Origin of the sequence: Pseudomaricurvus albidus, from assembly GCF_018863235.1 — a bacterium.
Classification (GTDB): Bacteria; Pseudomonadota; Gammaproteobacteria; order Pseudomonadales; family Cellvibrionaceae; genus Pseudomaricurvus; species Pseudomaricurvus albidus.
Map to the genome: position 1 here is coordinate 87,834 of NZ_JAHKRS010000012.1, position 24,175 is coordinate 112,008.

General features: G+C 49.8%; 22 protein-coding genes and 1 riboswitch. Of the genes, 9 read left to right on the forward strand and 13 right to left on the reverse strand.

Translation table 11 applies throughout. The features are described 5' to 3' along the window. Positions 1–99: 99 nt before the first annotated feature. A complete protein-coding gene (locus KOI40_RS16670; protein WP_216098681.1) occupies positions 100–2,205 on the reverse strand; it encodes a TonB-dependent receptor in 2,106 nt (701 codons plus the stop codon). 59 nt (positions 2,206–2,264) lie between these two features. Then, a riboswitch (TPP riboswitch) is annotated at positions 2,265–2,366 on the reverse strand. A gap of 262 nt (positions 2,367–2,628) precedes the next feature. Between KOI40_RS16670 and KOI40_RS16675 the strand changes: the two genes are divergently transcribed. After that, positions 2,629–4,776: a methyl-accepting chemotaxis protein gene (locus KOI40_RS16675; protein WP_216098682.1), complete on the forward strand. Its 2,148-nt coding sequence runs from the start codon at positions 2,629–2,631 to the stop codon at positions 4,774–4,776. Position 4,777: 1 nt separating this feature from the next. On the opposite strand, the gene KOI40_RS16680 is transcribed toward KOI40_RS16675, so the two are convergent. Then, entirely contained in the window at positions 4,778–5,173 is a 396-nt protein-coding gene (locus KOI40_RS16680) for a DUF5329 family protein (RefSeq protein WP_233710349.1), read from the reverse strand. Beyond that, positions 5,157–6,128, reverse strand: a complete 972-nt coding sequence (locus tag KOI40_RS16685; protein ID WP_369413200.1) for an endonuclease/exonuclease/phosphatase family protein — start codon at positions 6,126–6,128, stop codon at positions 5,157–5,159. The genes KOI40_RS16680 and KOI40_RS16685 overlap by 17 nt, the downstream gene beginning before the upstream one ends. Before the next feature lie 376 nt (positions 6,129–6,504). Here KOI40_RS16685 and KOI40_RS16690 point away from each other — a divergent pair, with 376 nt between their 5' ends. Next, positions 6,505–7,857, forward strand: a complete 1,353-nt coding sequence (locus tag KOI40_RS16690; protein ID WP_233710350.1) for a DUF2254 domain-containing protein — start codon at positions 6,505–6,507, stop codon at positions 7,855–7,857. On the opposite strand, the gene KOI40_RS16695 is transcribed toward KOI40_RS16690, so the two are convergent. Both KOI40_RS16695 and KOI40_RS16700 read right to left on the reverse strand, forming a co-directional pair. Beyond that, positions 7,832–8,347 carry an MOSC domain-containing protein gene (locus KOI40_RS16695; RefSeq protein WP_216098684.1) on the reverse strand — a complete coding sequence of 172 codons (516 nt, stop codon included), beginning with the start codon at positions 8,345–8,347 and terminating at the stop codon, positions 7,832–7,834. The two genes, KOI40_RS16690 and KOI40_RS16695, sit on opposite strands and share 26 nt — an antisense overlap. 76 nt (positions 8,348–8,423) lie before the next feature. Beyond that, positions 8,424–9,155, reverse strand: a complete 732-nt coding sequence (locus KOI40_RS16700) for a tRNA (adenine(22)-N(1))-methyltransferase TrmK (RefSeq protein WP_216098685.1) — start codon at positions 9,153–9,155, stop codon at positions 8,424–8,426. 258 nt (positions 9,156–9,413) lie between these two features. Here KOI40_RS16700 and KOI40_RS16705 point away from each other — a divergent pair, with 258 nt between their 5' ends. Together KOI40_RS16705 and KOI40_RS16710 are read left to right on the forward strand one after the other, a co-directional pair. Continuing rightward, positions 9,414–10,379: a DUF808 domain-containing protein gene (locus tag KOI40_RS16705; protein ID WP_216098686.1), complete on the forward strand. Its 966-nt coding sequence runs from the start codon at positions 9,414–9,416 to the stop codon at positions 10,377–10,379. Between the two features lie 178 nt (positions 10,380–10,557). Further along, entirely contained in the window at positions 10,558–10,992 is a 435-nt protein-coding gene (locus KOI40_RS16710; protein WP_216098687.1) for a protein tyrosine phosphatase family protein, read from the forward strand. 102 nt (positions 10,993–11,094) lie between these two features. Here the strand turns inward: KOI40_RS16710 and KOI40_RS16715 are convergent, their stop codons facing one another. Further along, positions 11,095–13,056, reverse strand: a complete 1,962-nt coding sequence (locus tag KOI40_RS16715; protein ID WP_216098688.1) for a VacB/RNase II family 3'-5' exoribonuclease — start codon at positions 13,054–13,056, stop codon at positions 11,095–11,097. Positions 13,057–13,287: 231 nt separating this feature from the next. Between KOI40_RS16715 and KOI40_RS16720 the strand changes: the two genes are divergently transcribed. The 3 genes from KOI40_RS16720 (at position 13,288) to KOI40_RS16730 (ending at position 15,379) form a co-directional block, all read left to right on the forward strand. Further along, complete coding sequence (locus KOI40_RS16720) at positions 13,288–13,605, forward strand: BolA family protein (RefSeq protein WP_216098689.1); 318 nt, start codon at positions 13,288–13,290, stop codon at positions 13,603–13,605. A 133-nt stretch (positions 13,606–13,738) separates the two neighbouring features. Next, the gene (gene trhO, locus KOI40_RS16725) at positions 13,739–14,686 is read left to right on the forward strand and encodes an oxygen-dependent tRNA uridine(34) hydroxylase TrhO (protein ID WP_216098690.1); all 948 of its coding nucleotides are present in this window, start codon (positions 13,739–13,741) and stop codon (positions 14,684–14,686) included. 381 nt (positions 14,687–15,067) lie between these two features. After that, a complete protein-coding gene (locus KOI40_RS16730; RefSeq protein WP_216098691.1) occupies positions 15,068–15,379 on the forward strand; it encodes a hypothetical protein in 312 nt (103 codons plus the stop codon). Positions 15,380–15,519: 140 nt separating this feature from the next. On the opposite strand, the gene KOI40_RS16735 is transcribed toward KOI40_RS16730, so the two are convergent. The 4 genes from KOI40_RS16735 to KOI40_RS16750 form a co-directional block, all read right to left on the reverse strand. Continuing rightward, positions 15,520–16,008 carry a hypothetical protein gene (locus tag KOI40_RS16735; protein ID WP_216098692.1) on the reverse strand — a complete coding sequence of 163 codons (489 nt, stop codon included), beginning with the start codon at positions 16,006–16,008 and terminating at the stop codon, positions 15,520–15,522. A 265-nt stretch (positions 16,009–16,273) separates the two neighbouring features. Continuing rightward, positions 16,274–17,188 (reverse strand): recombination-associated protein RdgC, encoded by a 915-nt coding sequence (gene rdgC / locus KOI40_RS16740; RefSeq protein ID WP_216098693.1) that lies wholly within the window; start codon positions 17,186–17,188, stop codon positions 16,274–16,276. 147 nt (positions 17,189–17,335) lie between these two features. Then, positions 17,336–17,719 carry a SirB2 family protein gene (locus KOI40_RS18940; RefSeq protein ID WP_216098694.1) on the reverse strand — a complete coding sequence of 128 codons (384 nt, stop codon included), beginning with the start codon at positions 17,717–17,719 and terminating at the stop codon, positions 17,336–17,338. Between the two features lie 13 nt (positions 17,720–17,732). Beyond that, positions 17,733–18,323, reverse strand: coding sequence for a DUF4202 domain-containing protein (locus KOI40_RS16750; protein WP_216098695.1), 591 nt, complete (start codon positions 18,321–18,323; stop codon positions 17,733–17,735). Positions 18,324–18,521: 198 nt separating this feature from the next. Between KOI40_RS16750 and KOI40_RS16755 the strand changes: the two genes are divergently transcribed. Further along, positions 18,522–19,226: an OmpW/AlkL family protein gene (locus tag KOI40_RS16755; RefSeq protein WP_216098696.1), complete on the forward strand. Its 705-nt coding sequence runs from the start codon at positions 18,522–18,524 to the stop codon at positions 19,224–19,226. Between the two features lie 118 nt (positions 19,227–19,344). On the opposite strand, the gene fnr is transcribed toward KOI40_RS16755, so the two are convergent. Next, positions 19,345–20,106, reverse strand: coding sequence for a fumarate/nitrate reduction transcriptional regulator Fnr (gene fnr, locus KOI40_RS16760; RefSeq protein WP_216098697.1), 762 nt, complete (start codon positions 20,104–20,106; stop codon positions 19,345–19,347). Between the two features lie 106 nt (positions 20,107–20,212). Next, complete coding sequence (locus KOI40_RS16765) at positions 20,213–21,427, reverse strand: hypothetical protein (RefSeq protein WP_216098698.1); 1,215 nt, start codon at positions 21,425–21,427, stop codon at positions 20,213–20,215. Positions 21,428–21,731: 304 nt separating this feature from the next. Between KOI40_RS16765 and KOI40_RS16770 the strand changes: the two genes are divergently transcribed. Continuing rightward, positions 21,732–22,538 carry a universal stress protein gene (locus KOI40_RS16770; RefSeq protein WP_216098699.1) on the forward strand — a complete coding sequence of 269 codons (807 nt, stop codon included), beginning with the start codon at positions 21,732–21,734 and terminating at the stop codon, positions 22,536–22,538. Between the two features lie 76 nt (positions 22,539–22,614). Here the strand turns inward: KOI40_RS16770 and KOI40_RS16775 are convergent, their stop codons facing one another. Further along, positions 22,615–24,105 carry a CoA-acylating methylmalonate-semialdehyde dehydrogenase gene (locus KOI40_RS16775; protein ID WP_216098700.1) on the reverse strand — a complete coding sequence of 497 codons (1,491 nt, stop codon included), beginning with the start codon at positions 24,103–24,105 and terminating at the stop codon, positions 22,615–22,617. Positions 24,106–24,175: the final 70 nt, after the last annotated feature.

Below are 24,175 nucleotides of genomic sequence, written 5' to 3' on the forward strand. Positions count from 1 at the left end.
GGCAATCCATTGTTGTCACTAAAGCATTTTGTTAAGTGCCAGTAATGGATCGCAGCGTTCCTCGTGATGTGAGACTTATAAAATTCTTGGCCTCATTGATTAGAAACTGTAGCTGCCTCTAACACCTATAATGCGAGGTTCACCGTACTGATAGTAAGGTTCGGTGATATAGAATTTTCGAGGGTCGTTGGGGAAGCTGAAACCTCGTACTTGATACTCTTCGTCTAAAAGGTTACGACCCCACAGGGCCACTTGCCAGTTGGCTTCGGTATAAGTCAGGTTGGCGTTCCAGAGTTCGTAGGAATCAGAACGTTCTTCGTGGCTGTCAGAAAAGTAAAAGCTATCTTTGCCTTCGACTTCCAGGCGCGCACTGAGCTTATCAGTAAAGTAATAGGTGCTGGCCAGACTGAACTGATAGTCGGGTGCATGAGCCTGTTCTCGTCCGTCCAGGTCGTCACCTTCAGCATTAACAAAATCTTTGAGTTCAGTATCCAGGAGGCCCAGACTGCCTTCAAATTGCCAATGATCGCTGGCTCTCCATTGAATTTGTGCTTCCAAACCATAGTTATTGCCCTTGGCCGCGTTATCAAAGGAATCGATAAACTCTGTTGAGAGGTCACTGTTTGTAATCAGGATGGATTGTTTTACCTGAACTTCGTCACGCAGCTGGTAAAACAGTGCAATCTGAGTTTGAAGTGTGTTGTCGAGTAAGCTCCATTTGGTGCCAAGCTCATAGTTCAGCATGTGTTCGGTGTCATAGCTGCGGCGACTTTCGGGAAGCGCAGGGTTACTGTTAATACCTCCAGTTTTAAAACCTCGCGATACCAAACTGTAGATCATGCCGTTATCGTTTAGTTGATATTGGAGTGCGACTCGACCACCCCACAGGTCTTCATCATGGTCGAAGTCTACGGCATCATTATCTTGGTAGTCACTGGTGTATCGCTCCAGTCGCAAGCCAGTAATGAGGGTAAGCTTTTCACTTAGGTGAGTTTCGAGTTGTCCGTAGACCGCACTGCGATCAGTAGCGTAATCACTGATAAAGTCCTGACTTTGATAAGTGTATTCGCGTTTCAGATCTTCGCTTTGATCCTGGTAGTAAAGGCCGAAAAGCCAATCTGTAGTTTCATTAAACCAGCGGCCATCTGCTTGAGACACTAACCGAAAGTCCACCGTTGCTGTTTGGCGATCTCGAATGTAATTATCAAAGCTGCTGTATTCCCAGCCATCACAGGGCTGACCTGCACAAATGTTGCTGTAGGTCCAATCTTCGTCGTACCCATATTCGATATTACTATTCACGTAGCTGGTAACCATCTCGACATTGAACACGGAGTTAATCTCGTATGTCGCTTTTATACCCAGTGCGGTAGTTTCCTGGCGATCATGCCCAGGTTCATCCGACAACGTATGGCGCGTATTGTCCAGAGAAAAGTCATCGTAGCCATTGTCGATATCGCTGTAGATCAGGGTGGTGTCAATGGTCAGTTTGTCGCTGGCATTCCAGCGTAGTTTGCCGCGCAAAATCTGTTCATCACGATCGCTTGTGTCATCGCGATTCAGGAAATCATTCTCGGTATAGCCATCACTACCTTGTTGTTGTATCGCCAGTCGATAGCTCAAAGAGTCGCTTAATGGACCACTGACAACAGCGCTCAGTGTGTAAGTGTCATACTCAGCTACACTGGCTTCCAAGCGGGCTTCAGGAGTATCCGTTGGATCCTGGCTTTTGATATTTATGAGACCGGCCAGTGCGTTTGCGCCATATTGAGTCCCTTGGGGACCACGCAGGACTTCTACCTGATCTATGTCCAGCAGGGTGCCTGCGTTTCCGAGGCCGCTGAAATCGATGTCATCAATTATTAAGCCTACAGAAGGATTAAGCGGTTCGACGAATTGACTGCGCTCACCGATACCGCGGATTTGGTAAAACCGGGCTCTAGAAGCGCCGCTGGCGTAATTTACATTTGGAGCCAGGCTCAGGATTTCTTCCAAATGCTGAGCATTGCGCTGTTCGATAACGTGCTCACCAATTACGGAAATACTGGAAGGAATGTCGTTGATGTTGGATTCACGAAATTCTGCTGTCACTGTGACAGAGGGCAAAAGCGCTTCGGACTGGGTGTCTTGCTCGCTTGCCGCTTGAGGCGTCGAAGCAAACAGGGCACTGGCAAAGGCCAGTGAGAGTGGACGGAACGTGGTCATAGTCGGTCTCCAAATATGTCAGAGACCCGGATTTAATGCGTATTGTCAGGTTGCTACCTTCCCTGGGCTGCTCCTATCCCTACGCCGGCATTGTCCGGATCAGGTTCAAAGGGTCTGCAGTCAGACTGCATCTCAGGTTAAAACCACCCCTTAGGAAGGCCGCCATTGTAGTGTCTGAGCTATCTGCTCACAACCTGTTTTGGTCAGTGTTGTTGAGTGGACGTATGTCGCTGATTTTGGGTTGTGCACCAATATGGGTTTTGCGGGATCGTTGTGGTGCATCATGGCGCATTTATTTGGTGCTTGGTTTTTGGTGTGGTCCTGATAGGCAAGTCTTATCAGTGGGTGTTTTTGCTGTTTATCAATCTTTTTGTTATTTGGCGCATAAATTGCTTTTCTCGATGGCAAAGAGGGAGTGATTTTATGAATATGTTAAAAAGCCAGTTAATGAACCTGAGTCCTGCTGAGCGCCGTTGGTTGCCTTGGTTTGGTGGTACGGGAAAGCTGGCAATGTCCTGGTCCTGTTTCCTCAATAGAAGTACTTATGTTTCGGTTGAGCAGGCGTTTGAAGGGGTTGCAGCCACGAGGGTTAAGCTGCTGGAGCGCTGGGTTAACAGCCAGTGGGAAGATCTCGAATTGATGGCACAACGCATCGCCGAGGGTGAACTGGAACATAACCCTTCCTATCTCAAGAATTGTCTCACTGCTGCAGGGGATGTTTCCGAGTATTTTCTCATCGATGTCTCCGGCAAGGTTACGGACTCTACCTATCAACATAGAATCAATGCCACGGATCTGTCTGGCAAGGCTGTGAGTGAAGGGGTGAATAAACCGTTTCTGCATGGTCCTTATGTGGACAGAAATACGCTCGATATTGGTGCGTCCAGTTCCCGTTTTCATGACGCTGTGACACTCATGTTTTACCAGCCGATTATTCAGGGTGGTGTCTCGGTAGGTGCTGTTTGTGGACGTGTGCCCAACGATGTCATTGGTGATCTTATTCAGCGAGAGGCGGGGCATATTTACCCGGAATCCGGTGACAATTACATCTTCATGGTGCATTCCAACTTTGATCCGGCTATTCAGGTGGGTACTGCGCTTTCTCGTTCCCGTTTTGAAGACGATACCTTCTCCCATGGGGAAAACCTGAAAAGCGGCATCACAACCCAATGGGGACGAGTCAAGGTCTCGAATCATACGGAGCTGGAATTAAGATTTACCGATCCTGCCACCGGGCAATTGCACCCGGGTATCAGGGAAACGATCAGGAAGGGTGAAAACCTGTTTATCACCTATCCGGGGTACTCCGATTATCGCCACATACCCGTGATCGGCAAAGGGCTCACCTTCCAGTTAAAAGGCTCCCCCGACCGCTGGGGGATGATGTGTGAAGGTGATCTGGAGGAGGTGTACCGCCGCCGCTCTGTGAATCTCGGTTTGATGAAAGGGTTTGTGCTTTCGTCGGTGGGCCTGCTGGGTATCAACAGTGCATTGCACCGATTTACCGATCTACCGCAGCTGGCCATTGATGGGGCAAGCCTTGCCGCCGTGGGTTTGATTGCCTGGTTATTCAAGAAGTTCAACACCAATAAACTGGCTTCGCGATTAACGGAAATGACCGAAGTTATCCGGACTATTGCCGAGGGCGAAGGGAATTTACGTCAACGTCTGGATACGCAAAATATGGCGGCTGATGAAACCGGGGATATGGGCCGTTGGATCAACAGTTTTATCGATAATCTGGATGGCGTGGTGGGAGAGGTGATTTCCGCCAGTCACAATGTCAGCCAAACCAATAATGTCATGCTCGATACGCAGGATGAGGCATATCAGGCGTCGACAGAAGTTACCCGCGCGATGAAAACCATGCTGGATCTGGTGGAAGCTCAAGTGGCTGATATCGGCCAGGCTTCTACTACTGCCGTCGATTTGAAGCAGGCTATGGAGGATGTCGTCAGTGCCGCCCGCGAGCAGTTCGAGACCGCCCGTCAGGGAACGCATGCGATTCGGGATGTGGTGCAGACTTCGGCCAGTACGATCCAATCCTTGCACAGCCGAACGGCAGAAATCAGTAACATCATTAACGTCATCTCCGAGATTACCAATCAGACCAATCTGTTGGCCCTTAATGCCGCTATCGAGGCTGCCAGAGCAGGAGAGCACGGACGGGGCTTTTCGGTGGTTGCAGAGGAAGTCAGAGGGCTGGCTTCGAAAACCGCTGGCGCTGCCGAACAAATCAAAACCATGATTGAAGGCATGCAGGAGGAAACCAATTCCGCCGTGACGTTTATGGAGTCCGGGGTGAATGATGTGGATATCAGCTTGAAGAAAACCGAGGAAACGTCAACTGAGAATACGGAGTTACATCGTCTGGTGGAAACGATGTTCTCGACCATTCAGCAGTTGGACAAGAACAGCCAGAGCCACGGTGAGACCGTCCACAGCGTTGGAGCTTCTGCGGAACAAATGCATCATTCTATTGCAGTTTTGCAAGAGCGATCCTGGTTGGTGAAAAACACGGCACAGAAACTGGGGTCCCTCGTCGGGGAGTTCCAGGTGACGTCCCGATAATTCAGTCCGCTGTGCTGGCGGTTCGGTTTTGCCTGTAATCCTCAAGTGCTGAATACAGCCAGTCCCTGGATGTCAGGTTTTGACCGTCTGCAGTCACCACAGTGTAGGCTTTGCCGCTGAAGGAGCTTTTACTGGCCAGGTTGTCTATGAAGTCTTCAGCGGTTTTGGCGTAACGCGATGCCCGGCGGTATTTCATCGCCATATGGTCCGCTGCGTCCTCGGCTGAGTGCTTGTCACCGTTACGAATAAAAGTGGCTCCGCTGGTGGCAACGTATTGCAGCAGATAATGAATTTCCTGTTCGGCCTGAGTTTTTGGAGCATCAGCAGAGGCAACCGTGCTGATCATCATGGCGGCAATAAAGAAAAAAACTGGCAAGGGATTAATTTTCGATAACATTGAATGAATCCTCCTGCGAGTTGGCATTGTCAGGTTGAACACTGGCAATCGTATTGACTGATCTGGCGGAGTCTTCAGGGACCGGGGAGTGGTTCATGTTAAAACTCACCAGTATGGGGTTGTGATCAGAGCTGGACGATACGGGCACTTCTGTACTGTTGATGTTGATACCCCGGACCCAGACAGAGTCCAGTGGCTGTCCCCAGAAGCGGGTACGGTTGTCCTGATTGAATGTGGCGGCTTCCAGACCTACCGACTTTAGTCTTTCGTCCAGTAACTTGCCCCGTCTTAAACTCCAGCTATTCAGATCGCCGGCAAACACCACAGGGCCTTTGTGGTGCTCAATAATGGCAATGGCATCGTCCAGTTGCTTGCGGTAATCCTCCAGTCCAAAAGAGAAGTTGATCGCGTGCAAATTGATGGCTAAAAGACGTTGGCCATCATGCATGAGGTACTCAACGACATTGGTGGCTTTGGGGGTGCGTAACCAGGGTTCCACATGGGCAAAATGGCAGTGCACGGTTGCCGGCCAGCGGCTTAACGTCAATACCCCCGATTGCAGCTCGCCACTTTTGTAACCTGGAGCAAAGCGCCAAAACGGTTTCAGATTGACCAGGTCTTCATTGAGCAGCGCCTCTTGCAATAACAGGATGTCTGTCGACGAATTCAAGTGGGCTAGGTCACTGGCAAGATTCTGGTGTTGAGCCTTGTAGATATTCCAGCTGACCAGAGACACTTCGTCAGGCAACGCGTAATGATCGGGGTAGGATTGATGCTGGCTTTGCTCAAGGCGCGCAATACAACTGTCAGGCGTTACTTCAAGATCAGTAAGACCGGCCCGCTCGTCGGAGATGAATCTGGTCAGAGGGGTGTTTGAACTGGCTGCAGCCATCTCCAAAGAGTTTATTGCAGGTACAGGTGGCTCCAGCAAGGCTGCTGTATTGGAATCCGTCACGGTGCAGCTTGTCAGACCTATCAGGCTGAATAAGGAAATGCACGTCAGGTTCGCAAGGTTGCCAAGTGTCAACGGGAAGTCCCCAAGTCAAAAGTAGGAATGTTAGAGTTTATTTCACTGGCTTTGGTTCCCCTAAGAACGATTAATTCTAGTTGAGGGCGTTCATTGGGCTACGGGGTATAGAACCTGTATTTGATCTGGCTGAAACGCCTAAACCCGTCCGGCTTGTCGCTTTTTTCATCCTTTTTCGCAAGGTCGTATGGTCGGAAGGAGAAAATCAGGTTTTTTCAGGCAAGTTTGACTAGCCTGATGTTGTACAGGCTGTCATTCAAAGCTGTTCATTTGCGTCTCTCACTTCGAAATGGAAAACACGTCAATGTATGAGCGTTTATGTTTTATTGCTAATCGAATACGTGAACGGTTGTGGGTAAAACCACTCTTGATGTGCGTGCTGTCCGTTGCGGCAGCGTTTTTGGCCAGGGCGGCAGATAATACATACCTGAAAGATATCGCCCCCGATATCTCAATCGATTCTCTGGAAACGCTGTTAAGCATCATTGCCTCGAGCATGCTGGTGATTGCAACTTTCGCAGTTGGCTCAATGGTGACCGCCTATGCCTCAGCCAGCAATACGGCGACGCCTCGATCCTTTGCTTTAGTGGTCGCCGATGACGTTTCCCAAAATGCGCTATCCGCGTTTGTTGGTGCCTTTATCTACAGCATTGTGGCGTTGATTGTCTTGCAAAACAGTTATTACGATAGCGGTGGCCGTTTTGCTTTATTTGCGCTCACGCTGTTCGTCTTTACCGTCGTGATATTGATGTTTGTTCGTTGGGTTGATCGTATTGCCAGATTGGGGCGAATGGGCTCAACCATTGAAAAAGTGGAACAGGCAACAGCTTCGGCTCTTCAGCAGTTTATGGCGGCGCCAACTCTGGGGTGTGAATCCGTCCAGCCTCGGTTGGACAATGCTCAGGCGGTTTATGGTCATACCATAGGTTATGTGACGCGCATTGATTTGCCTGCGCTTCAGTCTTTGGCGGAGGAGGCGAAGGTGCAAATCGAAATAGCTGCACTTCCCGGCACCTTTGCTTCGCCGGGGCGACCATTGGCTTTTGTCTCTCGATCTGAAATGACTGAAAAGGATCTAACTCCGGATTTGTCTGAAGTGGCAAACACTTTCCTGATTGGCAGAAACCGGACGTTTGATGATGATCCCCGGTTTGGTCTGGTGGTGTTATCTGAAATCGGTAGTCGGGCCCTGTCGCCTGGGATTAATGATCCCGGTACGGCCATCAATGTGATTGGCAGTTTTATTCGATTATTCAGTCTCTTGTGTGAATCAAATGGTTCTTCGGAATGGGAAGGCTCATCAAAGGGCAAAGTCCATTCTGTTAAGGAATCCGATCAAAACACCGCTTCAGTGGACATAAAGTACAATCGATTGTCTATGCCGAATCTCTCGATGGATGATTTGTTTGATGACGCTTTTGGTGCAATTTGCCGCGATGGTGCAGGGCATATTGAAGTGGTCACGTGGATACTAAAGACCTTTGAATCATTAATTCTGGCCGGTGATCAAACCATGAGAGAGGTCGCGGTTAAATACGCGCATAACGTCTTGCAGCGGGCTGAAGCTACTATGGAGTTTGAGGTGGATCGACAGCATGCAAGATCCGCAGCGGCTTTTCTGGATTCACCGGCTATAAAAGTTTCATCTGTGGAGTGAACAGACTCACGCTATCTCCCACGTTGATTTGTCCGGTTTGCAGGACTTTGCAACACAGGCCTCCGTGACCGAGCATGGCGGCCAGTCCGCCTTTTCCCAGTGCATGTTCCATTCGCACACAGGGGTGGCACAGGGCTGTGGCTTCGAAGATGGCATCCCCAATCTGAAATTTCTGGTAACGCAGGGCGTTGAGATTGATGTTCTTTACCACCAGATTGCGGCGTAGCAATTGGGGATCAATAGCGGTCTCACGCTTCAAAAAGTGCGCGGTTTGCTGGATAAACTCTTCACTGATGATGGTCACCTGACGAGCGGACCCCGGAGTCTTTTCTGTGCGGTGATCACCCTCCAGCCCTAAACCTTCCAGTGCCTGAACGGTATCAACAGTTTTCATCTCGGCTTTACGCTCGGGTCTCAGTCCTATCCAGGTTAACTGGCCTTCGGGGAGATGAGTCACAAAGCGAGAGAATAGTCGTTGCTGACTGTTCATATAAGCTGTCCTTTAACACAAGAAAGTAAATTCACAAAAAACATTATCGAATGTAGGAGCAGGGTAGGCCAGAAGCTTATGGGCAGGTGAGGTTGTTCCACGTTGCCTGGTAAATATCCAGTATGCGTTGTGCCTCTGACGCTTTGTCACCCAGCGTACGCCGCTGATAATGTTTAATCAATTTCGTCAAGTAGCGATGGTGTACATCGTTGGTTAAATCCCAGTGATTCCCGGTCTTGGATACCTGTGGCAAATCACTGGATTCAGAATTCCAGCGTGCGCCTATCACTTCGTAATCCCGGCCTTTTTCGGTCACCATGGTTTCGTGCAGCAGCGCGAAGCGTTGCTCATGAAGATATTCGCGCAGATCAAACTGGGTTGTCGCCGGGCAAAATAAAAAGTCCAGTGATTGCTCTGGATGCTGGGGAAGTATTTGCCGAAGGATCTCGACACTGTTTTCACCGCCCACACCGGCAATAATAATCAGGTGACGCTGCTGATCAGAAAATCGCAACTGGCTGGCATCGGCGGCCAGCGTCTGGTAGCGCCCGGTAGGGTAATAGGACAAGCGCTGTTGCAGGTTTGTGATCAAGTGCGGGATCTGATCAACAAAATGTACCCGTTGGCAGAGCTCTCTGGCGAGTATCTTGATGCCTAAATAGCCGTGATCACAGCAGCAGTCCCAGATTTCATCGTATGCCCCGGTCTGCTGAGCGGCCTCAATCCACTGATACAGTGAGCGCAGGCGTGCTCCCAGATAGGGTAGCTTGGGGATGGTGTTGTCGCTGTGGCTTGAGGGTGATGGCATGGCAGAAAAATCGACGATGACGGCTGAAAGCCTGAGGTGGCGCCATCTTAAGGAATCTGGTCAGCTTTCGCCACTGGAGGGTTCATTTGTTTGTGGTTCAGGTATAAAACTGACTGCGTTAGCGCATACTGTGTATAGACTCATTGATATCCAGTACGTTATAGACTCATTAAAACCTGCTGGTATAGTTTCGGTGTTGATATGCCAAGAGCGGTTATATAACCACAGAACAATCATGGACAAAACGGACGGATAAGGATGGCGGGCACAAGTTTACTGGCGTTGTTGGATGATATAGCCAGCATGCTGGATGATATTTCAGCAATGACCAAGGTGACAGCGGGCAAGACCGCAGGGGTGCTCGGGGATGATTTGGCTCTGAATGCCAATCAGCTGACCGGTGTCAGGGCAGAGCGCGAATTACCGGTGGTCTGGGCTGTGGCCAAGGGATCGTTTGTTAATAAGTGCATTCTTTTGCCTTTGGCGTTTCTGATTTCGGCGTTTATTCCCTGGTTGATTCAGCCTTTATTGATGCTGGGGGGTGCTTATTTGTGCTTCGAGTGTGCCGAGAAAATCTGGCATCTGATTGCCCATCGTTGGCACTTACGTCATTCTCAGGGTGAGAAAGCAGAAGATCCCGAAAAGCACTCAGCAAAGCCCATGGTGACTTTAAAGTCCATGGTGACTATGACGTCGGAAGAGCTGCTGGTGTATGAGAAAGAAAAAATCAAAGGGGCCATACGCACGGATTTTATCCTGTCAGCTGAAATTATCGTGATTGCGCTGGGAACCGTACAGAGCATGTCGTTAACGGGAGCGATGATTGTGGTATCTCTCATCGCGCTACTGATGACCATCGGTGTCTACAGTCTTGTGGCGGGTATTGTTAAACTGGATGATCTGGGGCTATACCTTATTCAGAAAAATCAGGCGGATGATTCTCTGTCTGACCGTCTGGGACGCAGTATTTTGCGATTGTGTCCCTGGTTAATGAAGACACTCTCAGTGGTCGGAACCCTGGCGATGTTTTTGGTTGGCGGAGGCATTTTATTGCATGGCTTTCATCCAGTGGCTCATTTTTTTGAGCATTGGTTTGAAACGCACGATGTGGCCGTTTGGTTGTCAAAAGCAGGTATGATGATGGTATCCCTGATTCTGGGGTGGCTGTTGGGCAGTGTGGTGGTCATGCTTATGAAACTGTTTCAGCGTCCGGCTAAAAGCTGATCATTTCACATGCTGTAAGGAGATTATCGTGAAAAATATTATGCCGCGATCTGTGCGGTATGCCGCTTTACTCTTTAGCTGCATAACCTTGTCATGCAATACGGCATTGGCCGCTGAAAGATCCAATGCCCCTGAGATGACAAATATTTCGAAAACCGATGTGGAGACAAACACTTTGATGAATATTAATGCGATCAATCTGATGAACCCGGAGCCTGGTGTTTACACCAGTGGTCAGCCATCAAAAGAAGAATTGCAGGCCATGGCTGATGCCGGCATCAAGCACATTATCAATCTTCGCCCTGATTCCGAGATGGATTGGGACGAGCAGCAGTTCGTTGAGTCTCAGGGGATGACTTACTCGGTCCTGCCTATTGCGTCCGCAGCTGACCTGAATACCGACAACGCCGCTGCTCTGGATCAATTGTTGAAAAATAGCAACGGTGAGCCCACTCTGGTGCACTGTGCCAGTGGTAATCGCATCGGAGCCGTGATTGCTGTCCGTGAAGGGAAGTTAAATAACGTGGGGGTGGAACAGGCGGTTGAGACTGGCAAGCAGTGGGGGCTGACAAAAATGGAGCCTCACGTGAGGGAGGTGCTCTCCGCGCCTTGAGTCAGGCTGGGACATCTGGATTAAGAGTGTTTCAAATTCAGAGTCATTGGCGTTAAAAAATAAAGGCAGGTTCTACCTGCCTTTATTTTTAGGGGGACAGGGTTACGCCAGCTTGAAATTAATCCGCTTTTTGTCGAGATCAACCCGATCAATCAGAACCTGCATAGGCTGGTCCAGTACGAAGTTTTGTTCCTCTCCCTTCAGTGTCATGCGATCCGGGTCAAATTTGAAGGCTTTGGGATCGAGCTTCACAAATCCGTTAATGCCCCAATCCGTCAGTTTGACAGTAACGCCCTGTGACGTTACGCGAAATACCGTGGCATTCAGTACTTGCTCAGGGTGTTTCTGTTTAAACTCTTCCACAAACAGGCAGTATAACCACTGTTCCAGATCGCGGCTGGCTGCACGTGTGGTGCCAATCCGCTTTTGCATCTCGTTTAATTCTTCTTCGGAAGGCGCAATTTTTGAGGCGTCTCCACCCTCCAGAATAGTTCTCAAGGCGCGGTGATTGTAAAAGTCGTTGTAGCGTCGAATCGGGGAGGTCACCGTTGTGTAATGCTGCATGGCCAATCCCAGATGTGGCGAAGCTTCGGTCGTTAATACACCCGCTTGCAGCATAAGACGGAAGGCAGCCAATTGTGGTGCAGCTTCAGGCTTGTGGTGCAGGGCATTAATCAGCTCGCGGTAGCCGTTGAGACTGAGCAGGTCCAGTTCGGCGAGCTCGGGGAAGTCCTCGGCGATAACTTTGCGGATATTGTCCAGACGTTCACTGCGGAACCCTTTATGCGAAGAGTAGATACCGCTGTTGGCATGGCTGGCAAAAAAATCACCCGCTGAGCGATTGGTTGCCAGCATGGATTCTTCAACAATTTGTTGTGCCAGATTGCGGCTCTGACGCTTTATGTCAGCAATATGCTTTTGATCGTTTAAGATCAGATCGTAGTCGTCACGCTCTTCCATCAACAGCATGTGTTCACGACGATAATTGTTCAGAGCCTGACTGCACTCCAGCAAAACCTTTAACAGCGCGTGACTGTCTTCAGGAACGGCGTCTTGTTGATCGTTTTCAAGGAAAGCCGCCACAGTTTCATAACTGAGCTTATGGGCAGATCGGACAATGGCAAACTCAAACTGTGTGCTGTCAATGGAACCGCTCTGACTGATTTGCATCTGGCACAGCAGTGCAGGGCGGTCTTCACCTGGCATCAGTGAATAGGCATTGTGAGACAGCTCTTCAGGCAGCATGGTAATGGCCTGACCGGGTAAATAGGCAGTATTCGCACGTTTATGGGCCGCCTTGTCCAGTGCAGACCCCTTCGGAATGGAGGAGGTTGGGTCAGCAATGGCCACTTTCAGTAACCAGCCCTGGTCATTGGCTTCCACTGACAGGGCATCGTCCATGTCCTTTGTGGTGGCCGAATCAATGGTGACAAACAGCGTTTCCTGAACCTTGGCCCTGGAGTCGTAATCACTGAGAGCAGTCAGAGGCTGCTGGCAAATGGTATCCAGTTGTGCTTGCTCTTCCTTGTTCCACTGGGTTGGCAGGTTGTGTTTATGACAAACAACTTTGTGTTCTATGCCCGCATCGCCGGGCTTCCCAAGAATTTCGACAACTTTGGCCTGGCCTTTGCCGTCTTCGAAAGGGTGACGCGTTAAACGACAGACCAGGAAGTCGCCTTCCTTCGCCTTGCCCCGCGCTTTGGGTGGCAAAAAAATCCAGCGGTTCAGTTGTGGCATGTCGATGGCAATAAAGTGACCCTTGCCGCGGACAAGATACTGACCGATCAACGTCTTGGTGGTGGAGCTGAGCAGTTTATCGAGTTCTACCTCGATCTTATTGCTGTCCGGATTGTCTTTCTTCTCCGTCACGCTCACTTCCACCCGATCGCCGGGCAGAACCCGAGCCATCTCATCGGGAGCCAGAAAAGCTTCTCTGCCGTCATCCAGAGTGACAAACCCAAATCGCCCCTGACTGCCACGTACAGTGCCTTCGGCCAGGTTTTTATCGGAGCGGATGGATTCTTTCAGCTGGTTCAGTTGTGACAGGGCGTTGAGATCAAGCATGAGTGGGAGTCATCTTATGGCAGGTCGAAGTAAAACTCGCGGCGGGCGGGTCGTTAAGGCGGCCATAATAGCAAATTCACCCTGCAGATAAAGGGATAGCTTGAAGTATTGACCACTTGTTGAGCGACTATTTTCCTGGGCGGGAGAGAAAGATCGGGTGGATATCCGGTATAATCGCCTGCTTACCCAGAGCGCAATGCGATAAACGGATACAGGAAGGTTGTCACCTTTATGAAGATTCAAACAGCAATCACCCAAAAACTCGAACAACATTTCTCTCCGGCGCATCTGGAAGTGGTTAATGAAAGCCACATGCACAGTGTGCCACCGGGATCTGAGTCGCATTTCAAGGTGGTTTTGGTCAGTGAGAATTTCGCAGGCTTGCGACAGGTACCGCGCCATCAGCAGGTGTACAAGGTTCTCGCTGACGAAATGGCAGGAGAGGTACATGCGCTGGCCCTGCATACCTACAGTCCTGAAGAGTGGCAGGCTACTGGTATGGCGCCTGATTCACCTCAATGCCTGGGGGGCTCCAAAGCTGATCAGTAATCAGAGTGTTGGCGCTTAATTGGTGGTGTTCAAAAAAACACCAATTGGCTACAATGTCGCCCTTTTTGATGGCCAGCTTGCAGAGCTGGCAGTTTGTCCGCCTATTTCATCGAAGTTGAGTTAATTAGACGCTATGAGTCAGTTTGTTATTGCCGCCCTCTACAAGTTTGTGTCTCTGCCGGATTATCAGGAGATGCGAGATCCATTACTTGAGCACTGCCTGCAGGCCGGTGTGAAGGGGACTCTGTTACTGGCCAGTGAAGGTGTTAACGGCACTATTGCCGGTACCCGGGAAGGCATCGACAGTGTATTGAATTACCTGAAAGCCGATGAACGATTAAAAGAGTTGAGTCATAAAGAGTCTCTCGACGTCGAAATGCCGTTTTACCGCATGAAGGTAAAACTGAAGAAAGAGATTGTCACCATGGGGGTTGAGGGCATTGATCCCCGTCGCGTGGTGGGAACCTATGTTGCCCCAAAGGACTGGAACGAGTTGATTTCTGATCCCGAGGTCGTAGTGGTGGATACCCGCAATGACTACGAATACGAACTGGGCAGTTTCAAGGGGGCCATTAACCCGAATACCAAATCGTTTCGTGAGTTCCCTCAGTATGTCGCAGAGAATATGGATCCGGCCAAGCATAAGAAGGTCGCGATGTTCTGTACTGGCGGCATCCGCTGTGAAAAGTCTACTGCGTATATGAAAGAGCAGGGCTTTGAAGAGGTCTACCACCTGCATGGCGGTATCCTGCAATACCTGGAGGATGTTCCGTCTGAGGAGAGTCTTTGGGATGGCGAGTGCTATGTTTTCGATAATCGTGTCAGTGTCGACCACGATTTGCAGCCAGGCAGCTATGACCTTTGTCATGGATGTCGTGAGCCTATTACTGACGCGGACAAACAGTCTGAAAAGTACATCGAAGGGGTGACCTGCCCGCGTTGTCATGACACACAAACTCCTGAGCAACGGGCGAGATTTATGGAGCGTCAGAAGCAAATGGAGTTGGCTCGTCAACGCAATGAGGTTCACATTGGTGCCTTGCCACCAGAGCGTCAGTCTTCGACCTCCGAAAAAGCCTAGCCGCACCGCTGCGATCACATTACCTTTTCAGTTGGGAGAAAGATTCACTTTGGCTGATTCCGCCAGGGTGTTGACTGTTAGTGCTCTATGATGAGGTCTTGATCGCAAAAACTCTGGCTGTTGATGTCCGATACCAGGCACATTACGTATGATGGAAACCGCAGTATATTTCGGTTTATTTGAACTCTAAAGCTGTACTGACGTCCCATTTAATGGTGTAATCTGACGCCAAAGTCGTACAAATAAACCGTATATATAGATTTATCTATGAATTGGAGTTGGTGTTAAATCAACCGGTGCCACCAAGTACGTCGCTATTAACAGGCTTGGTTGTTCCAGCCTGACATATTGTGATTAAGTCTGATTAGTTGTAGAGAAGTAATGAATTTAGAAGCCTGGACCGTTGATTTAAAGAGCCTCAGCGCTACGCATGAAAGTGGATTTCGATTGGAGATTGAAGGAAACCCCAGAGATCCAAGCGCCGTACACCCGGGAAAATTTCCAAAAGGCTTGAGCAGTATTGATCAGGTGCGCTTGGTGCGTCTGGGTGTTGAAGCGATTACCCGGGAAGCTAAGAATAGCCGACAGCCCAAGCCTGCGGCGAAAAAGCCTGCCTATATTCCCCCGGTCAACAAGCCCAAGCGGGCAACTCTGTCTTTGAAGAAAAAGCCGTCAGGGGATGCGCCTGCCTGAAGTCAGGTTTTGATTTACAAGAGGATTCTTACTTTTGTAAATGGGGGCATTAGATAGGGATAATGATCTTTATAAAGAAGAAAAAGGCGCAATCTGCGCCTTTTTTGTGAGTTCTCTCTCAAGTACCTACCTGCGGCATCTTATCGATACACCACCTGACCTTTGAGCAGCATCATGGTCTGATGATCATCGACCAGCTTGAACAGATGATCGAATTTCTCAGCTGCCACGTCGGTGGGCTTGCCCCCTGAATCCACAGAGTAGGTGACACCGCTGATCAGCGAGTTCAATTCCGAAGTGACCGCATCCATCGCATCGAAGATGGATTTGGTGGTGGGCTCATCCTGAAACACGCGTCCATTCTGGGTTTGGCTAAGGTATTGATCACACTCTTTTAGCCACTCCTCGCGTTGGTCGAGATATTTGCGGATGTTGTTCATGCCGCCACGGTGCTGGCTTTCGAGCTGTTTGTCCCGGTAGGATTGCAGGCTTTTAATGGAAGTGGTTATGAAGTCGAGTTTAATGTCGTTACAGTACTTTTCATTTAAGTAGCTGGGAAAGTCACCATCTGCAAGAGTGCTACCAGCCCAAAGTAGTACAAAAGGCGCAAAAAGCATTTTGATTTTCATAATCGGCTGCCTGAATTGTTTTATGGTTATTAGTGCCGCACTGCTTAGATCCCTAAGCGGCAATTCACGCTACATCTGTGATATACGTCACGGGTGAGTCGCCTGTCAACACTACTTTGGCGCGAACAAGCACATTAGGCCGCATATGACCTAAAATAGCCCATTTTTAACCATTTCAGACTTAATTACCAGCCAATTGAACGGAGGCTTTAATCAATGATTAATCAAAGCCTTTATCAGTTCATGCTTATGGTTTGGGGAGGGTTTAGATGGGGTCTGGCCGCTTATCACCAAAATGACCGAGAAGAGCGGGAATGAAGCGTTGGAGGGTTCCGGTCATTAATGCAAAATCCGCATCAAACTGCGCGGCCTTGTCCCCATCGGCGCTGTCCTGAGCTTCGCTGATTAATTCTTCCCCAAATTTCAGGCGCTTGATGGAGAGATCATCGGCAAGCATGTATTGCAGGCATTCATCCCAGTGCAGTGCCAATTTAACTGCTTGTTTGCCGGCGTTTAGGTGCGGTTCGATTTCCAATCCGAGCAGTTCCTGCTTTTTGCAGCGGATAATACTGCCGTCTTCTCTTTGTTCTCTGAGTTCACATTCGTCTCCCAGTTCAAGATCTTCTGGCAGGGGCTCACCGCGCAACCAGCTGGTCATTACCACAGCCGGTGATTCAGTCACCTGAACAGGGACAACCGGTAAGCTGCCCAGCGTATCACGTAGCAACTTCATCCATTCCTCGGCTTTGTTATAGGAGCCGCTATCGATACACAGCCAGCCATTTTGTACATCTATATAACCGAAGGTACGGTGAGACTTGGTGAAGGCCTGCGGCAGACAGTCAAAGATGATTTCTTCCTTGAGTGTTTCTTTTTCTTTACGGTAAACCCGGCGGTCTTCCTGAGCTTCGATGAATTTGACCTTGTCTTCTAGCTTTTCACGAATAACGGAGGCGGGAAGAACTTTTTCTTCTTTGCGGGCACACAGCATCAGGCAGCCGTTTGCACTGTGGTAAAGCTCCTGGCTCAGATCACCCATTGGACTCACCCAGCCGTAGCGGCTGGTTTCCTGCCGCCCACAGGGAGTAAAAGCCTGTGGTTGCAGACGTTCATTGAGTTGTTCGGGATCGGTGTCAAAAGGACTGGTAAAGCGATACAGCAGAAGATTTTTAAACCACATAGATAACCTGTTTGAACATCTTGATGGCGCCGGAGCGAAAGGGCCGCGCATTATGGCCCAGCCCGTAATTGACTACAACCGACCCGAGCGCAGAGCTTCTGAATTGTCATCCAGTACAAAATAAAGCAAAAGGAATGGGTTAAAAAATCACCACAGCGTGGGTTTTTCGATGGCAAGCAAAGCCATGCTGGTGACACAGGTTAATGCCAATATGCAACAGAAAGTGCGCCATTGTGGTGGGGCATAATGCAAGCCCAGCGCTCCCAGAAATATATACCCGAGCAACAGCAGGAGTTTGATGGCAAGCCAGCTAGTGTTAAAGGGGGTGAAGTGTGTTAGCGCCATCAATCCCAGCCCGCTGACTAACAGAAGACTGTCGATGGCATGAGCAAGGCGAGACAGCCAACCCTTTGGCTTTCTGAATGATGTCTGGTCAAGCTGGGTGCATCGCACCCAGATGGCTCGCAGCATAAAGCCCGCAACGCTGATGCTTACCAGGGTGAGATGTACGTTTTTTAGTATCAAGTACACGTTGCAAGCTTTACTAACCGTTCAACGCCTTGCCCACTAATGTAGCCATGGTTTCTGAAAGAGGCAGTTTCAATGCCGCCGCATGGCCTTCCTCTGACATTTTATTCCAGGTTTTGCGAATGATATCGATGATTTTTTCTTCGCTGTGTTGTGAGGCGAAGTCCTCCAGATGGTAGGTCAAAAAGACAAGGCAGGCGATATCTTCAAGGGTCTGTGCTTCCGGGTCGCGCTTGAGTTGTTTTTTTTGCAGCAGACTTTTCGCTCGTTCCTGTTCTTCCTCGCTGTACCCGCTCTCGGACATCAGCTCGGCTGTTAAGGTCGCGTGAAACTTTGCCAGTTCGGTGCGCCAGCGTCTGTATCCCGGACGATCCATGGGGTAATCACGGCGGGCTATAGTCCAGCGTTGTATGTGTTGTGCCCGGCAGGCGATTTGAAGTATCTCGGAAGCGTCAGGTTGAAATTCTGTCAGACATTGCGTCATACGTTGCCCATAAAGCCACTCTTTGGCTACAAACTCACCCTGATGTTCTACAGTATGAGGATCTTGTTTGTTTTTTTCATCGATGGCACTGAAAACCTGTTGTAAACGATCTTTCTGGTTCATGTGTTTTCTCTGACGGTATTTGACTGGATTGGATTGTCGCTCAAAGTAGGGATAGCGACTAAAAACTGCTGTTGGAGAGTATTTTCGAGGTTTTTCTTTTACTTGTAAAAGATTTAATCCAGATCAAGAACTTCTGCGGTTGGTTCGGGTGTAATAGCCGCAGATAAGATACTTCATCCTACTTAGAGGGAATAAACCATGAAAAAGGCTTTACACATCGTCTCCCTGGCCGCGGCTTGCACAATGGCTTTACCGGCTTTGGCCCAAACTTACCAGGCTGGTGACTGGGTTGTGCGTGCGGGTGCTACTCAGGTTGCTCCGGCCGAAAGCAGCTCGCCACTAACGCTGGATGGTACAGTGCTTCCCGATCCATTGGGTGGAACGTTAAAGGTGGATGATGATACCCAATTGGGATTAACCCTCGAGTACATGGTCACCGACAGTTGGGGTATTGAGCTGCTGGCTGCAACACCGTTTTCGCATACTGCAACTGTAACCGATGCGATGGCTCTGCAAGGGCTGGACGTAGCAGATGTAAAACACTTGCCACCGACTTTGAGTGCGGTCTACCACATTGATCTGGGAAATAACTTCCAGCCTTATTTGGGGGTTGGGATTAACTACACCGTTTTCTTTGAGGAAGACACCACCAGTGCCGCAGATGCTACCTTTGCGACTTTGGGGTTAGTGGGTGGTGATGTTGAGATGGACAATTCCTGGGGCGCCTCTTTTCAGGTTGGTTTTGACTATCACCTGAACCAGAACTGGCTGATCAATGCCTCTGTTCGCTGGATCGATATTGACTCAACGGCCACCATCAAATTCGATAATGGTTCCGAAATTGAGTCGGATGTTGAGATTGATCCTTACGTGTACACCCTCTCTGTGGGTTACAAGTTTTAAGTCATGACCGAGTGATGTAGTGGTGTAAAAGGGAAACCAATAATAGAAAACCCGAACAGTCGGGTTTTCTATTTATTCAGGAAGGTGTTTACTGGATGGTCTGTAGCTTGCAGATTGATTACAGGCATTCAGTCTCAACATGCGCAATTCTTTTAAGTCCGTCCATATCCAGGATCTGGATATCTTTTTTATCGACTCGAATCAATTCGCTTTTTTGCAAACGTCCCAGCACGCGGCTAACGGTTTCAATTGTCAGGCCCAGGTAGTTTCCGATATCAGAGCGTGACATGGGTAGCTGGAATGACGTTGCGGAAAGGTGGCGATGATGGTTGCGTGTCGAAATACTCAGCAGCAGTGAGGCGATGCGTTCGTCGGCACTGTTTTTACTGAGCAGGGTAATCAGTTGCTGATCAGAAGTGATCTCTTTGCTCATCAGCTGGAAAAAGTGTCGCTGCAGTGTAGGCAGTTTCAGGCTGAGACCTTCCAGTTGTGAAAACGGGATTTCACACACGGCGGAGGTCTCAAGGGCAATGGCCGAATTGCTGTAGCGATTCTGGGCGATCCCATCCATCCCAAGCACTTCGCCCGGTAAATAGAAGCCTGTGACCTGCTCCTGTCCGTCATTCGTGATGTTCAGGGCTTTAACCGAGCCGGAGCGAACCGCATACACGGACTGAAAGGCATCACCAGAGCGATAGAGATATTCCCCTTTTTGAAGAGGGCGGCCGCGTTGAATAATATCATCCAGCTTGTCGATATCATCAATGTGCAGGCTAATTGGCAGACAAATAGCGTTCAGCCGACAATCACCGCAGGAAACCAGCGGGTTGTGATGGCACTTCTTTTCGTCGTCGTATGCGGTTGGAATCGTGTTGCTCATAAAATCAGCTCGGGTAGGATCACACAGAATGACTCATCCTCAGGAATGGCGGTATTGTCCTACAGGGCTGGATACAGGTAAAGGCTCTTTTTGGAGCAAAGCCCCGCTAGGAAAGTTGGCTGTGGAGAGCCATGCAGAGGGCGGATAAGTGCAGAACACCGCTGTTGGTCAGTGTCAGTATGTCATCCTGAACCCCGTAGAGAGGTGGAGTGCTCTCCAGGTAAGGTGTCATTGTCAGGGTGTCCCGAATTCGCTCTGTTTCCAGCTCATAATGCTGCCTGAAATAAGCCAAATCCAGTTGGTGATAGCACAGCAGCTGATCCACCATCTGCTTGGTGGCGGTGCTGACAGGCTCTATTGTGTACTGGTTAAACTCACACTTGAAGTAGGTGTCCAGCGCCTCCGGGTTGGTCATACGAATTTGGCCTGTGGCACTTGTGTTGCCAGGCCCCAATCCCAGCACATCACTGACTGCCTGGCAGTTGTAGCCCCGAAGGTTTCTTACCAGGTGATGATCCTTGCGGGCACTGGATAGTGGAGAGCCCGGAATGACAAAGTAATCATTACCCAGAACCTCATAACCGAGTGCTTTTAAATCCCAAAACAACGCTTGGAATTGTTGGCTATCATCGACTCCGAAGCTGGCGGTTGGTCGGAAAGTAATGGTGTCTGGTTGCCGACCGCCCGAATGGAACGTCTCATGAAGTGTTTTGGCGGCCTCAGGGGGTGGTGCTTGTAGTTGTAATCCAAAGTGCTGGAAGTGGAAGCCCTGAGCCAGTGATGAGCAATAGTTGAGAGTTTCAGAGTTAAAGGCATCGTCGTGCTCAAAGACAAACTCAATGGCATTAAAACCCAGGCCTTTGAACAGGGCCAAACGTTCTGCATCCAGCTCTTTCAGTGCAAAAGAAACACAGTAAAAATTGTCCCTCCGGTCACTGAGTTGGAATTGACGCCCGATAAAATACATTAGCTGGGTAACGTCGGTATTGTCGAGGAGATCGTGAGGAATCTGCCATTTTAGCCAGGGGCTTGTACGCCCTTTAAATTCTGCCTGCCGATGATTGATTTCACGCAGTAGACCATCCAGCAAACTTGGGTTGGAAGTAGTTTCCAATGAGGGGGCGGGAATAATGTAGCCAGGAGCTGCCAGGTTTAGCCCCAGTGGCGAGCGATTGCGAAGGCTCACCGTGGAGGCTGTTGAAGGCGCTGCCTTCACAGATTCATTAAGCAGAGTGGCTTCCCAGCAATAGCTGGCAGGCTGGCAATTTCCGGCAAATACAGAGTCGGGCGAGAAACTGGTCTGCTGGCTGCATGCGCTCATAAAATCACTCAATGTCAGTGGACAGGTTAGAAATGAGTCTATGGGAGCGTTGGCTGCAGCGTCTTGATACAAGTCAAGAGATGGTCGGGAGCCTTAGTGTCAGTGGTCGAAGCGGGGAAGATCAAGGAGTATCAACTTATTCGTAATCAGCAGGGGTTTACTCTGCATCAATTTTCAAGCATGTTGAGTGTGTAGAAATTGTTGGTGTGGCGTGAATTTCTTTTTGATTGACGTGAATCAACAGCAATTTCTGAAGATGGACTACACTACATTCACACGATTACGTTTAGGGAAGTCTATAAAAATGTCGAAACCGGATACATTGTTTGTTGTTGTTGATCCCACCCAAAAAGAACATGTTGCTTTAGAGCGTGCGGTGATCACCTCGCGCTTGCGTGATGTCAGCCCCAAGCTGAAGGTCTTCGTCGCGGTGGACCCGGCGGCCGTGTCTCTGGATGCCGAAAATCCGGATCTGTACCGCACCAGTGAGTGGTTTGAAAAACTCGAGCAGCCCATGAAAGACGAAGGCCTTGATTTCACTTTGGTGATTTGCTGGTCAACGCAATGGCATGAGGCGGTATTGCAAGGTGCAAAGCGCACAGAGGCAGATTTAATCTTAATGCCTGACTACTCGAGTAAAGAGAGCCGCAACCGTTTCAGTGATGCCAAGTGGCAGGTGTTACGTCATGCGACTTGCCCGGTATTGATTTGTCGTCCCGGTGCGGACAGTCAGCGGAAAGTGGTACTGGCGGCGGTCAAAATGCAGGATTCTTCACCCCAGTACACAGAACTGTGCGACAAGGTCATTGCCCGTGGGAAATGGATGGCAGAACGCTATGGTGCAGATTTCCAGGTGGTTAATGCCTATTCGGATTCTTTGAACTACCCTGATCGCGGCAATATGGTGCGCAAGCTGGGTATTGATTCCGACAAAATCCATGTTCGCCAGGGACCTCCCGACGAGGTGGTGGCTGAAGTCGCTCAAGAAGTGAATGCCGATATCATTGTTGTGGGAACCTTGCGTCGCCGCGGTGTGATGTTGGCCATGCGTGGTAACACTTCCGAGCAGGTAATGGGCCGAGTCAAGCAGGACATTATGACGCTCAACTAACAGAAAGCGTATGTGAGACACAAAAAAAGAGGCGTTACGCCTCTTTTTTTGTGTTCAGGTGTTAATTTCCGGGCTATCAGCTTGGGAAAGAAAACTGAACGCCTTCACGGACACCACTGGAAGGCCAGCGCTGAGTGATGGTTTTACGGTTGGTGTAAAAACGAACACCGTCAGGCCCGTAAGCGCTCAGGTTACCAAACAGTGAACGTTTCCAGCCACCGAAGCTGTGATAGGAAACCGGTACCGGCAGGGGAACGTTAATACCCACCATACCTACCAGAATGTTGTCGGTAAAGTAGCGTGCAGCTTCACCGTCACGGGTAAAGATACAGGTACCGTTACCGTATTCGTGATCGTTAATCATTTGCATGGCTTCGTCCATGGTTTCTGCGCGAACGACCAGCAGTACCGGACCAAAGATCTCTTCGTCATAGCACTTCATACCTGGTTTGACGTTGTCGATCAGCGTACCACCAACAAAGAAGCCATTTTCAAAGCCGGCAACCTGAGGGTTGCGACCATCGACTACAATGGTTGCGCCTTGTTCTTCAGCGCTGTTGATATAGCCATTGACCTTGTTTTTGTGGGCTTCGGTAATGACGGGACCAAAGTCATTGCTGGCGTCGCTGTAGGCACCAACCTTGAGATCTTTCATGGCTTCGGTCATTTTTTCAATCAGGCTGTCTGCGGCTTCATCGCCCACACAAACGGCAACGGACAGTGCCATGCAACGCTCACCGGATGAGCCAAAGGCAGCACCAGTCATGGCGGCAACCGCGTTATCCATGTCGGCATCAGGCATGATGATGGCGTGGTTTTTCGCGCCACCCAGAGCCTGGCAGCGTTTGCCATTGGCGCTGGCAGTTGCGTATACGTACTCGGCAATTGGTGTTGAGCCTACAAAGCTTACAGCTTGAACACGTGAGTCGGTCAGCAGGGTGTCAACGGCAATCTTGTCGCCATTAACAACGTTCATGACACCGTCAGGCAGACCGGCTTCCTGCAGCAATTGTGCAACGAACAGAGTGGAAGAAGGATCGCGCTCTGAAGGCTTAAGTACAAACGTATTGCCGCAAACAATAGCCAGTGGATACATCCACAGAGGCACCATGGCCGGGAAGTTGAACGGAGTAATACCGGCAACAACACCCAGTGGCTGCATTTCGCTCCAGGAGTCAATGTTAGGGCCGACATTACGGCTGTGTTCACCTTTCAGCAGCTCGGGGGCGTAACAGGCATATTCTACGTTCTCGATACCGCGAGTTAATTCGCCCATGGCATCGTGAGAGATTTTGCCGTGCTCTTCGCCGATCATTGCACAGATTTGCTCAGCGTTTTCTTCCAGCAGCTGCTTGAAACGGAACATGATCTTGGCACGTTTTGCGGGCGGCGTATTACGCCAGGCGGGATAGGCAGCCTGGGCAGCGGCAATAGCTTCTTCAACGGTATCTTTAGAGGCGAGAGCAACCTGCTTGGTGACTTCTCCGGTTGCAGGGTTGAAAACGTCTTGAGTCCGCTCGGCGGCCTCACTCAGTGTTCCATTGATCAAGTGTCCGACAATATTCATAAATACCTCTTGGTTAAATTCTGTCTTGTTAAGTCGAGCCATGCCCAGTGACCTGGGCATGGCGTGTGAC

Bases quoted from the DNA above. Each gene is read 5' to 3' on its own strand.
- KOI40_RS16670 (WP_216098681.1), bottom strand. From the start codon at position 2,205: ATGACCACGTTCCGTCCACTCTCACTGGCCTTTGCCAGTGCCCTGTTT.
- KOI40_RS16675 (WP_216098682.1), top strand. From the start codon at position 2,629: ATGAATATGTTAAAAAGCCAGTTAATGAACCTGAGTCCTGCTGAGCGC.
- KOI40_RS16680 (WP_233710349.1), bottom strand. From the start codon at position 5,173: ATGTTATCGAAAATTAATCCCTTGCCAGTTTTTTTCTTTATTGCCGCC.
- KOI40_RS16690 (WP_233710350.1), top strand. From the start codon at position 6,505: ATGTATGAGCGTTTATGTTTTATTGCTAATCGAATACGTGAACGGTTG.
- KOI40_RS16695 (WP_216098684.1), bottom strand. From the start codon at position 8,347: ATGAACAGTCAGCAACGACTATTCTCTCGCTTTGTGACTCATCTCCCC.
- KOI40_RS16700 (WP_216098685.1), bottom strand. From the start codon at position 9,155: ATGCCATCACCCTCAAGCCACAGCGACAACACCATCCCCAAGCTACCC.
- KOI40_RS16705 (WP_216098686.1), top strand. From the start codon at position 9,414: ATGGCGGGCACAAGTTTACTGGCGTTGTTGGATGATATAGCCAGCATG.
- KOI40_RS16710 (WP_216098687.1), top strand. From the start codon at position 10,558: ATGAATATTAATGCGATCAATCTGATGAACCCGGAGCCTGGTGTTTAC.
- KOI40_RS16715 (WP_216098688.1), bottom strand. From the start codon at position 13,056: ATGCTTGATCTCAACGCCCTGTCACAACTGAACCAGCTGAAAGAATCC.
- KOI40_RS16720 (WP_216098689.1), top strand. From the start codon at position 13,288: ATGAAGATTCAAACAGCAATCACCCAAAAACTCGAACAACATTTCTCT.
- trhO (WP_216098690.1), top strand. From the start codon at position 13,739: ATGAGTCAGTTTGTTATTGCCGCCCTCTACAAGTTTGTGTCTCTGCCG.
- KOI40_RS16730 (WP_216098691.1), top strand. From the start codon at position 15,068: ATGAATTTAGAAGCCTGGACCGTTGATTTAAAGAGCCTCAGCGCTACG.
- KOI40_RS16735 (WP_216098692.1), bottom strand. From the start codon at position 16,008: ATGAAAATCAAAATGCTTTTTGCGCCTTTTGTACTACTTTGGGCTGGT.
- rdgC (WP_216098693.1), bottom strand. From the start codon at position 17,188: ATGTGGTTTAAAAATCTTCTGCTGTATCGCTTTACCAGTCCTTTTGAC.
- KOI40_RS16750 (WP_216098695.1), bottom strand. From the start codon at position 18,323: ATGAACCAGAAAGATCGTTTACAACAGGTTTTCAGTGCCATCGATGAA.
- KOI40_RS16755 (WP_216098696.1), top strand. From the start codon at position 18,522: ATGAAAAAGGCTTTACACATCGTCTCCCTGGCCGCGGCTTGCACAATG.
- fnr (WP_216098697.1), bottom strand. From the start codon at position 20,106: ATGAGCAACACGATTCCAACCGCATACGACGACGAAAAGAAGTGCCAT.
- KOI40_RS16765 (WP_216098698.1), bottom strand. From the start codon at position 21,427: ATGAGCGCATGCAGCCAGCAGACCAGTTTCTCGCCCGACTCTGTATTT.
- KOI40_RS16770 (WP_216098699.1), top strand. From the start codon at position 21,732: ATGTCGAAACCGGATACATTGTTTGTTGTTGTTGATCCCACCCAAAAA.
- KOI40_RS16775 (WP_216098700.1), bottom strand. From the start codon at position 24,105: ATGAATATTGTCGGACACTTGATCAATGGAACACTGAGTGAGGCCGCC.